Annotated in this window: 6 protein-coding genes; 1 reads left to right on the forward strand and 5 read right to left on the reverse strand. The window is 37.6% G+C overall.

Translation table 11 applies throughout. The features are described from left to right. Positions 1-18: 18 nt before the first annotated feature. Positions 19-7491, reverse strand: a complete 7473-nt coding sequence (locus MHB74_RS17110) for a DUF7507 domain-containing protein (RefSeq protein ID WP_061678468.1) — start codon at positions 7489-7491, stop codon at positions 19-21. Positions 7492-7607: 116 nt separating this feature from the next. On the opposite strand from MHB74_RS17110, the gene MHB74_RS17115 reads away from it, so the two are divergent. Further along, positions 7608-8357 (forward strand): (S)-benzoin forming benzil reductase, encoded by a 750-nt coding sequence (locus tag MHB74_RS17115; protein ID WP_061678469.1) that lies wholly within the window; start codon positions 7608-7610, stop codon positions 8355-8357. 34 nt (positions 8358-8391) lie between these two features. Here the strand turns inward: MHB74_RS17115 and MHB74_RS17120 are convergent, their stop codons facing one another. From MHB74_RS17120 to MHB74_RS17135, 4 genes are all read right to left on the reverse strand, one after another. Further along, positions 8392-9225, reverse strand: a complete 834-nt coding sequence (locus MHB74_RS17120; protein WP_061678470.1) for a GNAT family N-acetyltransferase — start codon at positions 9223-9225, stop codon at positions 8392-8394. 66 nt (positions 9226-9291) lie between these two features. Beyond that, entirely contained in the window at positions 9292-10800 is a 1509-nt protein-coding gene (gene argH / locus MHB74_RS17125) for an argininosuccinate lyase (RefSeq protein ID WP_061678471.1), read from the reverse strand. A 221-nt stretch (positions 10801-11021) separates the two neighbouring features. Beyond that, the gene (locus MHB74_RS17130) at positions 11022-12131 is read right to left on the reverse strand and encodes a serine hydrolase (RefSeq protein WP_061678472.1); all 1110 of its coding nucleotides are present in this window, start codon (positions 12129-12131) and stop codon (positions 11022-11024) included. A gap of 114 nt (positions 12132-12245) precedes the next feature. Further along, positions 12246-13178: a nucleoside hydrolase gene (locus MHB74_RS17135; protein WP_061678473.1), complete on the reverse strand. Its 933-nt coding sequence runs from the start codon at positions 13176-13178 to the stop codon at positions 12246-12248. Between the last annotated feature and the right edge of the window lie 97 nt (positions 13179-13275).

A 13275-nucleotide genomic window follows, 5' to 3' on the forward strand; every position in this document is an offset into this window, starting at 1 on the left:
AGGATGCTCTTTTTTGTTTTATTTTTTATGCCTGTGCAACTGATTACACGGAGAACATTGAAATGGAATTATATCTAAGCAATTAAAGTTTGTTTCACAAATTTGTTCAATTGTTGGGACAAACGGTATGACAACAATATTACTTTCTATTATTTGTGTAACAGGTGGTAACACTGTACCTACTTGATGTTCAAAGCGAATACTCGCTTGATTTATATAATTCCCTGAACCGCTTGGTGCACTCTCCACTGCTACTTGGAACGAAACTGTCCGTGCTTCACCTGGATTTAAACTTCCTATAAGAAATCCTGATACTGGGTTTACATTTGGCACTGGCGTATTATCAACTGTTACACTTCCAATGACAAATCGAACACTACTATCTAACATATCTTGAAAACGAATATTTTGTATGACAGTATCCCCCGTATTCGTAATAACTGTCGTAAACGTAATAACATCGCCTATCGTTGCTGTTTGATGATCTGCAGTTTTTACGACTGCCGTTGAAACATTTTGAGGAATAAACGGGATAACAACTGTGTTACTATCAGCTTCAACTACTACAGGCGGTTCATTTGGATTCACAGTTGCAAACCCATTCGCTGTAGCAGTATTTGTAACTAAATTATTGATTTGTCCTCCTGTTATTACAACTTGAAAATTAATAATTGCTGCATCATTTGGCTGAAAATCACCTAACGGAATACCAGTATTCGGATTAGCAAATGGAAAAGGTACATCATTTACTGTTACTGTGCCATTTATAAATAACGTATTCGGATCAATGATATCTGTTAAAACAATATTCGTCACAGGAACTGTACTATCATTTATAACAGCAATTCCGTAAGTGACAACATCTCCTACCATCGCTACTTCAAAATCCGCTCCTTTTGCAACAAATAAAATTGCAGTATTTACCGTTACAATAACAGTATTACTCGTGTCCATTACTGTAATTGGCGGCTCTCCTGGTACTAAAATATACTCTGCTAACGCTCCAGCAACGTTGACTACTGTACCCCCATCCGGAAAACTTGTAATCGTAGCTTCATACGTTACAAGTGCAGTCTCACCGACCGGAATATCTGGTATCGTAAATCCAACTTGCGGATTTAACCCCGGCTGCGGAACGCCATTTATCGTTACACTATTTACGACGAAATCAGCTTCTTGAGATAACACATCTATAAATTGAACATTCATCGCATCAGCAGTACCGGTATTTAATATACGAACAGTATACGTTACTGTTTCTCCTACTCCAACAATTGGATGATCTACTTCTTTCAGCATATCTAAACTACCTCTATTTACTGGTGTGACTGTCGTATTACTTGTATTCGTAATTGTAAACGGAGGTTCTCCTGGAATCAATTCGAAATCACCCGTTACACTCGATGAATTCATAATACTATTAGAAGGTGGAACTGCGATTACATTTACTTCAAATGTAATTAATACGCTATCCCCTACTGCAAGATCCGGTAATGAAAAGCCTACAAAAGGATCTAAACCTACTTGCGGAATCCCATTTATCTGTACACTTCCAGGAATGAATTCTAAACTAGTTGATGGAACATCGATAAACTGAACATTGGTCGCTGTTACCGTTCCCGTATTTGTAACTTGCACACTATACGTTAACGTATCTCCTAATCGTGTTGCTTGCTTATTCACGGTTTTTATAACATTAAATCGTCCTCTATTTACCCTTGTTATTGTCGTATTACTCGGTTCAGTTACTACAACCGGTGGCTCTCCTGGTACTAAAGTAAAGCTTCCTGTTATATTTGCAACGTTCGTGATTGTTCCTGATGACGGGATGTTTATAACTGTCGCTTGAAACGTCACTATAACCGTTTCCCCAACGAGTATATCTCCAACTCCAAAGCCAGTAATCGGATTTAAGTTTGGTTGCAGGGCTCCATTTACCGTTACACTATTTGGTACAAATGACGCTCCTGCTGAAATCGTATCAATAAATTGAACATTATTTGCTGTTACTGTTCCTGTATTCGTTATTTGCACTGTATACGTTAATACGTCCCCCACTAGAGTAGCTGCTCTATTTACTTGTTTAATAATAGTAAAGCTTCCTCTATTTACAGTTGTTAGCGTTGTGTTACTTGGCTGATTCACTACAACTGGTGGTTCTCCTGGTACTAATATAAAATTTCCTGTAACATTCGCCGTATTAGCTATTGTTCCGTTTGATGGAACACTGACAACGGTTACTTGGAATGTGACTTCTACACTTCCTCCTGGGTTTATATCTGGAAGCGGGAATCCATTATTAGGATTGAATCCAGGTTGTAGCACACCATCTATCGTTACACTATCCGGTACCAATGTTATTGAGGACGGTAATACATCACTATATTGAACATTCGTCGCTAACACTGTTCCCGTATTTTGAACTACTGTTGTATATGTGATTGTATCGCCTACTGCAACAATTGGCTGACTTACTGATTTTAAAACGTTGAATCCAGGTTCATTGATTTCTGTTAATGTCGTATTACTTGTTGTCGTTTCAGTAATAGGCGGCTCTGTTTCACTTACAGCAAATGTAGCCGTAACATCTACAAAGTTTACAACTGTTCCCCCTTGAGGAATACTCGTTACCATCTCTTGATATGTGACAAGCACAAAATCATCTACAGGTATATCGGGAACTGTAAAGCCTATAAACGGATCTAATCCAGGTTCCGGGACGCCGTTTATACTCACACTTCCTGGTACAAATGCTACACCACTCGTACTTGAATCAAGAAATTGAACATTCGTTGCCGGCACTGTTCCAAAGTTAAAAATTAGGACATCGTAAGTTAATATTTCCCCAACCGTCGCCGCCTCTTTATCTACTATTTTTACTGGGAAAATTGAAGCTATATTAATTGTCGTAACGACTAAATTCGTTAATATCGTTTGCGTAATCGGTGGCTCCTGCGGATTCGGTTGTGAAGTAAATGTAACGTCAGCATCATTTAATATGACTTCATTATCTGGAATTTCCGTAATGGTCACTTGGAACGTTACAGAAATACTCGCTCCAGCATTTAATAATGGACTAACTGTAAAGCCTATTTCTGGATTTAATCCAAGTTGCTGTATTCCACCTATCGTTACACTATTGTCAACAAACGTTGTCCCTTCCGGAATAACATCTTGAAAAAGTACATCTGTAACAGGAATAATTCCTACATTCGTTATTAGCACTGTATACGTTAATACATCTCCAACAGCTCCAGCGGCAACATTTACTGTTTTTATTGCTGTTACTTCACCAGGAGGAGGTAATGGTATTGTAACTACTGTCGTATTACTTGTATTCGTCGTTGTTACAGGGGGCTGTAAAGGATTTAATAAAAAAGTAGCTGTAGCAGATGCCGTGTTTAGTACAACTCCTCGTGTGGATGGCGCAACTACTGTTACTTGGAACGTTACAGTCAATGCTGTTCCAGCAGCGATATTAGGAAGCGTAAAACCTATATTTGGATCAAATCCAGGTTGAGGCGTTCCATTTATCGTTACACTATTTGCTACAAAAGTTGTTTCTAGAGCAATTGGATCAAGGAATGACACATTCGTCGCTGTTACCGTTCCATTATTTCTAATGACTATAGAATACGTGTAAGTTTCTCCAAGTGCAGCTTGTTGTACAGATGAAGATTTTTGTATATTTAATCGAGCTGTATTTACTTGCGTCACTACAAAGTTACTATTCGTAACAGTCGTTATTGGAGGGTTTGCAGGATTTATAAGAAAACTTGCAGTAACGTTCGATTGGTTTCTTATATTTCCACCGCTCGGAACACTCGTCACTGTAACTTGAAACGTAATCGTAGCCGTTTGTCCGACCGGAATATTCGGTACTGGGAATCCTGCCATAGGATTCGCACCTTGTTGAACAACTCCATTTATCGTCACACTATTTGCTACAAACGCAGTACCCGACGGAATTGGATCTTGAAAAATAATATTCGTTGCAGGAACAGTTCCTGTATTTTGAATAAGAATCGTATACGTTAACGTATCTCCTACTCCTGCTTGTGGTGTATTTACACTCTTCATTACATTTAGTGATCCCACATTTACTCGCGTCACAACAATATTACTAATCGTCACGATTGTAATTGGTGGCTGGAGAGGACTTACTTGGAAATCCGCAGTTACATTCGCATTATTCGGAAGAACTCTATTTGGTGGTACACTCGTGATCGTCACTTGAAAAGTAACTGTTACCATCCCTCCTACTGGAATATTAGCAAGTGGAAATCCAGTTGTTGGGTTTAAACCGGGTTGAGATATCCCATTTATTGTTACACTATTCGCTACAAAAGTGGTTCCAGATGGAATTGGATCAAGGAATGACACATTTGTCGCTGCTACCGTTCCACTATTTTGTATACGAACCGTATACGTTAACGTATCTCCTACTCCTGCTTCAGTAGCGCTTACACTCTTCATTACATTTAACCCTGAAGAATTCACCGCTGTCATAACAGTATTACTTGGTACTGTTACAGTAATTGGTGGCTCTGTTGGATTTACAAGGAAATCTCCAGTTACATTCGCATTATTTACGACATTATTTCCTTGGGGAATTTCATCAATTAATACTTCAAACGTAACAATTGCACTCGCGCCAGTAGGCAAATTATTTAATGGGAATCCAAGTTCTGGATCTGCCCCTTCTTGTAAAACACCATTAACAACTACACTATTTTCAATAAATAATGTCCCTTGTGGAATTGAATCTTGGAAAAATACATTTGTAGCTGGTACACTACCTGCATTTATAATTTCGATTGTATATACTAAAACATCCCCTACTGTTGCAACATCCGTGTTCACTGATTTCACAACTTCAAAGTTCCCTGATTGTACTGTTGTATTCACAACATTACTCGGAACATTGATTGTTACTGGTGGTTCACTCGGATTCACCTGAAAACTCGCTGTTACATTTGCTTGATTTAAAATATCTTCATTTTCTGGATCCTGTACAATTAATACGTCAAATGTGACTACAACGGTTTGAGCCGCAGAAATATTCGGAAGAGAAAATCCTGTATTTGGACTCAATCCACTTTGCGGTACTCCATTAATTGTTACAGAATTTGCAACAAATAAAACAGCAGAAGGAATAGGGTCTTGGAAAAATACATTTGTTAACGGAACGTTTCCTGTATTTTGAACGGCAATCGTGTACGTTAAAGTGTCACCGACTGCTGCTTGTGTTGTATTCACTTCTTTTATTACATTTAAACCACCTGTATTCACTTGTGTCACAACTGTATTCGTTTGTCTATTAATCGTTACTGGTGGTTGATTCGGTTTAACGATGAAATTAGCAGATACATTTCCGCGATTCGCAATCGTACCTCCTGATGGCGTGGAAGTTACTCGTACTTGAAATGTAACTGTCCTACTTCCACCTGGAGATATGTTAGCAACTGTAAACCCAGTTCCCGGATTTGCTCCAGGTTGCGAAATTCCATCTACAGTTACACTATTTGCGATAAAAGTCGTTCCAGTTGGGATTGGATCTTGAAAAATAACATTCGTCGCAAGTACATTTCCTGTATTTTGAATTGTTACCGTGTACGTAAGAACATCGTTAACCGTCGCAAAAGCTTTATCCACTGTTTTTCTCGTTGTTATTTCAGCTATATTAATTGTCGTAACTACAGTATTACTTGTCGCTTGCCCTGAAACTGGTTGTTGACCAGGCACTGGAATAAAGTTAAATGTTACACTCGCGCGGTTTGGAATTGGATTGACAAGAGGATTCGATGTTACTCGAACTTGAAAGCGCACTACAGTGGTTTGCGATGCATTAATACTTCCTATATTAATACTGCTTGCTGGATTCGCTCCTGGACGCGCTACTCCATTTACCGTAACGCTATTTGCGACAAATGTTGTTCCAACAGGGATGCTATCAACAAAAATAACATTGTTCGCAGTGACGTTTCCATTATTCGTTACGTTAACTGTGTACGTTAATACATCATTAAGTGTTGCCGTCTGTAAATCTACAGATTTTTGCATACTTATAGTTGCTTGATTCACTGTCGTTTGTACTGTATTTGAAGAAGACATACTAGTAATAGGTGGACTACCGACAAAAGGACGGAATTGATATGAGACCATTGCACGATTTGAAATAGGATTTGGGTTTGGGAACGATGTTATTCGCACTTGAAATGTAACAACTCTTTGCGTGTTATTTGGGATTGTGCCTAAATTAATTCCATTAGCAGGGTTCGCATTCGGCTGTGTTACTCCCCCTACTGTTACACTACCTGTAACAAACGTCGTTCCGTTCGGAATACTGTCTTGTAATATAACATTTTCTGCACTTCCTGTACCTGTATTAGGAACTGTAATTGTGTAGGTAAGAATATCTCCAACTCCTGCAACTGTTCTATTGACCGATTTAACAGGATTAATACTTGGCCCCGTTGCATCAATTTGAACCCCAAAACCAGCTGCAGCGTATCCATCTCCATTTGTAACGAATCGAACCGTTGCTGACGTTTGATTGTTTACTAATGATGCAGAGGCATTTACATTTGTAATATCCCACCCTTGCCTTCGGACCGCTAAAGCTATCCCTAATGGCTGATTCAAATCTCCAAACGTTCCAGTTGTATCTAACTCTCCAATGTCGTTACAAATTTGTGACTGAAAGAAATTATTAGCAGGGTTTCTCGGGCCGGATAATGCAACTGTAGCATTTGCATTCGGTCCAAAGCGAAGTTGATCTCCAACAATATTAGAATCACCTTCTTGAGCAGTTACGAGCACTCGTCCTGTTACAACTCCTGTGGCTGGGGTAGCAAATCCTGAAATAGTAGCATCAACCGGTGGTGATGAAGCATCGATAATTTCTTGACCTGCATAAACTGACAAATTCCGAAGTGGCAAACTTGCATTTTGATAAACAACCTCAAGTGTCCAACCAGCCGAACGACTGATAGTTGGATCAGATGAAGTTCTTGTGGCTGGCACTGCACCCGTTGTATAAGTTCCTGCCCCACCTGCACTAACAAGATTCGTTACATTAGCAGAGCGAGCGTAATAAAATTGGTTTCCTACTGAACCTTGTTGCGCGGTAGCAGGATCTGGCGTAACAGAAAACGTCCCTGCTGGCGTTGTAAATGTAATGTTATCATTTAAAAAAGGTAAAACATCTTCCGTATCAGTCCGGAAAGTACCGGCCCAAACTAATTCTGCATATAACACACTGCTTCCCGCTGGAAGATTTAAAATTGCACTTGAAGAATTCAATTGCCACTCATCTGTTGTCCCTGCTGGGAATCCTGGTACTTGCAACGCTGTATTTACTGTCGTAAACACAGCAAGTGTACCAAAAATATTACCTGGTGCAGGTGATGTAGGACTAAGTCCCAGCGTATTCCCAGTGAACGTGACGGCACCAGGTACTGTTGTTGTAAAACGATTTATAAAAGGCACACAATCATCTCATTTCAATTATAGTAAAAAGTGCTCTATACTATAAAATGTAGACAAACTATGCAATGTACTTTGTCCAACAAAATTCCGCACATACGAGAGGAGCTTACTACACTATGCGTTATGTTATCGTAACAGGAACTTCACAAGGTTTAGGTGAAGCAATTGCTGCGCAATTGTTAGAAGAAAACACGAGTATCATCTCTATTTCTAGAAGAGAAAATAAAGAGCTTACGAAACTCGCAGAGCAATATAACAGCAATTGTATTTTCCACTCCTTAGATCTTCAAGATGTACATAATTTAGAAACGAACTTTAACGAAATCATTTCATCTATTCCAGAAAACACTGTATCATCTATTCATTTAATTAATAACGCTGGTACACTCGCACCAATGAAACCAATAGAAAAAGCTGAAAGCGAACTGCTCATTACGAACGTTCAAATTAATTTACTTGCACCTATGATTCTTACCTCCACTTTTATGAAACATACGAAAGACTGGAAAATAGATAAACGTGTTATAAACATTTCATCTGGTGCAGGAAAAAATCCTTACTTTGGCTGGGGCGCTTATTGTACAACGAAAGCTGGTGTAAATATGTTTACACAGTGCGTAGCAACCGAAGAAGCAGAAAAAGAATATCCGGTAAAAATCGTCGCATTTGCACCTGGTGTTGTTGATACAAGTATGCAAGCACAAATTCGTGAAACAAATAAAGAAGACTTCATACATTTAGATCGCTTCATCACACTAAAAGAAGAAGGAAAACTACTATCACCTGAATACGTTGCGAAAGCAATTCGTAGCTTACTAGAAACTGAGAATTTCCCGCACGGTGAAGTAATTCGAATTGATGAATAACAAAAAGGCACGCTCTACTAGCGTGCCTTTCATTTTATTTCTCTAAAAATATAAGTACAGACTCCGCAATTTGTTCATAACCAATCTCTTGGTAAATTTTATTTGATGTCGGATTTGCTAGATCCGTATATAAAGTCGTTGTTTTGTAACCTCCGTCTAACATACGTTGACTAAGTGCAGCGACACAACTAGATGCGTACCCTTTTTTCCGCGCTTCTTTCGGTGTATATACGAAATTAACTGTTATATTGTTTGTAGTTGGCCTCGTTTTTGCAGCTACAGAAACAAGTTTCCCGTCTACTTCTAGACCAAAAAGACGACGATTAGTAATTAATGTATGGGCGGTTTGTTTCGCTTCTTCTTTCGTAGTAGGAAGCTTCACATCTTCGCAAAATTGATATATCCACTGTTCTATTAATGGTAGCTCCTCACTACTTACTTCTCGAAAGATTCCATCTCCGTTCCACTTTTTCTTTACTTGTTTTAATTCATATACACCTTGCTCCATTGCAACAGTAGTTTTTTTCTGTTCTAACGTCGCAATCTCTTCCGCTAATTTCTGTACAATTTTCTTATTACCAATTAATCCAGGAACATTTGGATATACTTTCGTTAGTTCCTTTGCAAGTTCCTCGATGTCCTCTTCCGCAATTTCAGACGTAGCAACAATGATTTGTTTCTTCTCTTCTGTTTGAAGAAATACAACTGCAATTTCTTCCTCTTGTTTTACTACCCCCATAAATATCGGTTGTTGGACCATTTGTAATACACCTAATATGAGATTATTTTCCTGCTCATTCTTTTCTAAAAATGGCGTAACCTCTTCTTTAAAAGTAAGAATCTCTTCATATACATGTAATGGAATCATCGACAATCTCTTCTCTCTATTTATAGTTTCCTACAGTATTGGCGATTAATTCTCTAAATCCTTCTTTTACGATCCAATAATATTCAAAGCTAACGTATTCAAATCCGTTTCAGCTTGTAAAATTCTTTGTTTTTCCCTTTCAAATACCTCTTCTTCATTTTGAAATGACTCTTTTCGATTTTTAATCATGCGCTCCATTTCTTTTTTACTCGGTCCACCGTATACATTTCTTTTTTGAATAAATGCTTCTGGCGATACAATCTCTTCCCACTCTTTTTTTAATAAATATATTTTAAAGTTTTCTTGTAAGTATATATTTACATCTTTTAAATGTAATTCATGTAGCTCCTTTTGTTGATCCAATGACATTTTCGCAATAACACTTGCTGCATGATGCGCCTGCCGAAATGGAATGTCATAGTTTTTTGTTAAAACATCTGCGAAATCAGTTATCGTAATTGCATGTTTATAAGAACGACTTTTCAACGTTTCTTCTTCTACTTTCATCGTTCGAATCACTGCATTCATAATACAAAAAACACGAATGGTCTTTTCAATTCCTTTATATAAATACGGCTGCAAATCATCTTCTGTATCGACAATATCACCAAATGGCGTATTATGGATCATTTGAAATACTGTAAACGCTTCTCCTAAAGCGCTACTCGTAATTGCACGCGCATGCTCAATTGAAACTGGATTTCGCTTTTGCGGCATAATACTACTAATTTGTACATATGGCTTCGCAACAGTAATACCATCATATTCCTTCGTCGCTAATAGTAAGAAGTCATGAATCCATCTGCTCGTATTCGTCATAATTACCATAAGTAACGAGCTAACTTCTAATAAATAATCCGCTCCAGCAACAGCATCATATGAGTTCTCAATTACATTAGTAAACCCAAGTAAATTGGCAACTCGCTCTCGTTTAATCGGAAAACTCGTTGTAGAAAGAGCCGCAGCTCCCATTGGAGATTGATTTAAAAGTTTGTACGTTCGTTTCATTCGTTCTAAATCTCTTTGCATCGTATCATAAATCGCTAACATATAATGACCAAATGTTGTTGGCTGTGCTGGTTGTGTATGTGTATAAGCTGGCATAATCGTTTCCTTGTGATCATAGGAAAGTTGCAATATACTTTCTTGCAATAACAAATGATGCTCCATTAATCGTAATACATACCGCCTTAAACTCATGCGATACATCGTTACACCCATATCATTTCTACTTCTGCCAATATGCATATTACTTACAAAATCGCATTTCGCTTCTTGAAAAATTAAATGTTCGACTAAAAAAAAGAGATCTTCATGCTGTTCTGTATATAGCAATTGATCTTTTGGAATTCCCTCTATCTTTTTTAGTGCATGTAATATAACTTTAGCTTCTTCCTTTTTCATTAAATTCTCTTCCGTCAGCATCGCAATATGCGCTTTATGCACTTGAAACATATCTTTTAATAAGTAATCTCGCTGAAAATGAAATACATGTTGTAATACACAATCGACATATGTTTTCCCAGGGAAATCAGCGCCTTCACTCTTTATAAACTCTTCTTTACTTTGTTTCATCACCTTTTCCCCTCTCACCTAAGTATTACTACCCATCATACCCAGAGATAGAAAAAAAGTGCTTGTACATAAAGCGAAACTTTAATCAGCCCTCACCAATCGGACTTTTATGGGCAGGTGATCCCCCATCTTAATTCTTTGCTTTCGCTGAATTTTGAGGTGGAGGTCTTACTGCCCATTAAAGTGGGATAAAAATAAACTCGGTGCTCTCTGCACCGAGTTTACTTAATAAAAGTCGCATCATACTTATCACTTTGCAACACTTGGAAATGTAAGTTCGCTAAATGTTTTCGTATTTCTGCACTGTCGTCTTCATTTAAATTATTTGCTAAGAACACAATTTCTGTACAGTTCCCGCGTTTATCCATGGCATAAACTGCTTTTGTAACTGTCCATGGCGTATAGCCATTTTTTTGCCCTGCATGTCTAAATGTTTTACGGTATTTCTTAGCACTCATATCTGTTTCAACGATATTCGCCCACACTTTTTCTTCGGCTTCTGTTAGGCCACCTTTATGATTCGCCTTTTGAAGCAATACCATATAATCATTTGCAGAAGCTGCTGGTAATCGATCTGACCAAATTTTATCGTAACGTTCCTCTAAGTAAAGAGGAATTTCCTTCTGTAATAATGGCCCCTTCTTTTTTAAGCGTTCATGAATAATCATCGCATATTCACGATATTGCTCTTGAGACATTTCTTTTAACTTTTTCTCTATTTTATATTTCGGAACATGTAGTTCTTTATGCAAATATCCAGGGATGTATAAAGATGAAACAATCGGAAATAGCGGCTGATGTGCTGGAAGTGATAAACTTTGTAAATTCCGATTAATATTATCTAATCCTAACACTTCCATTAAATATTCAGCATTCGCATTCGAACTAAATTTGACCATTCCTTTTGCCACTTCTTCTAAAGAAACTGCTCCTTCTGTTATCTTGTCTGTCTTTTGTAAATACTTTTGCCATCTATCTTGTGCACCGCCATCTGTATTCGGTACGTAATAACGATTCACATCATTAATGGAAACAAAACTAGACGGATCAATTTTCCCTTCTGTAACTTGTTTCGTATATTCAAGCGCCACGATTAACTTCATCGTACTAGCAACTGGCAATACAACATTTGGATTTACAGAATAAACAATTTTATCATTTCTCTTTACTAGAAGCGCACTATTTTTTTCATCTTTATGTTCTTCAATAAAGGATGCTATATACTGCGCATCATCATTATTTGAACTCCACACTTTTTTCACTAAAAAATTACCCGATATTAGCAAAACGAAAATACCCACAATTACTGCGCATACTATAGTTTTTTTCAAGTAAAATTCCTCTCCTATTGTGTAACTCTTCTCTATTTATCTTTTTAAAAAATAATGGAGACGGTTATTTAAATAACCGTCTCCATTATTTTAACTTGTATTCTCCTATTATGTCTACGTCATAATTTTCACGAAGTCTTCAAGAAATTTTTTATAATGTAACGACCAACCAATTCGCACCCAATTCTTTAAAGCTTTTGAGTCGGGTTGAGGACGGAAATCAGCAATGCTTTCACCCTTCGCAATTCCAACTGTATCTATATCAACTCGGCGATATACATAATCTAAAAGAGACGGATTTGCCGCAACCATCATTGTAACGACATCATGTACTGGGCTCCCTGTTATTTTTGGGTTTAACTTTTTATACGCTTTATAATAATACGTAAATATCGGCTCGATTAATTTATTAAAACTCGTTTTAGAGTGTTTCGTAATATATTTTACCATCTCTGGCGTAATTATTGCTTCAGATGTAACGTTAAGTGGCACTAATGTCACATTCTTAGCATTTTGCATAACTAATTGTGATGCAATGGGATCACCATGAAAATTCGCCTCTGCGACTGGTGTTACATTGCCAGGCATTAAAAAAGCACCGCCCATTATATAATATTCTTTCACATACTTCATCATCGGCTTTTCTAAAATAAATGCTGTCGCTAGGGTCGTTGACCTACCAGCATCAACAATGATTAATTCTCCTTTATACTTTTCCAGAATATCAAAAAAAGCACAAAAAGGTTTTATATTTGGCGCAAAAGCTTTTGGTGGTTTAATCGGCCCTAATCCATCTGCCCCATGAATTTCTGGATAATACGTTGTAACATCCCCGGATAAAGGGATCTTTGCACCATTTATAACAGGTATATCTTCCCGCCCCGCCATTTGCAGCAAATATGCTGCATTACTCGTCGCCTTTTCTTGCGTGACATTTCCATATCCGGTTACAACACCAACAATATCAATATCAGGATGCATAATTCCGTACATGATGGCTAAAGAGTCATCAATTCCTGGGTCTCCCAAAAATAATACTTTTTTCATCGACCTCAACTCCATCCCCTCAATTGTTATTAATTTATGAATAACCTTACATATACAGAATAAAAAAGAATAAATTCACACAAAAAAACGCAGTCCT

Source organism: Bacillus sp. FSL K6-0069 (assembly GCF_038007785.1).
Taxonomy (GTDB): domain Bacteria; phylum Bacillota; class Bacilli; order Bacillales; family Bacillaceae_G; genus Bacillus_A; species Bacillus_A mobilis.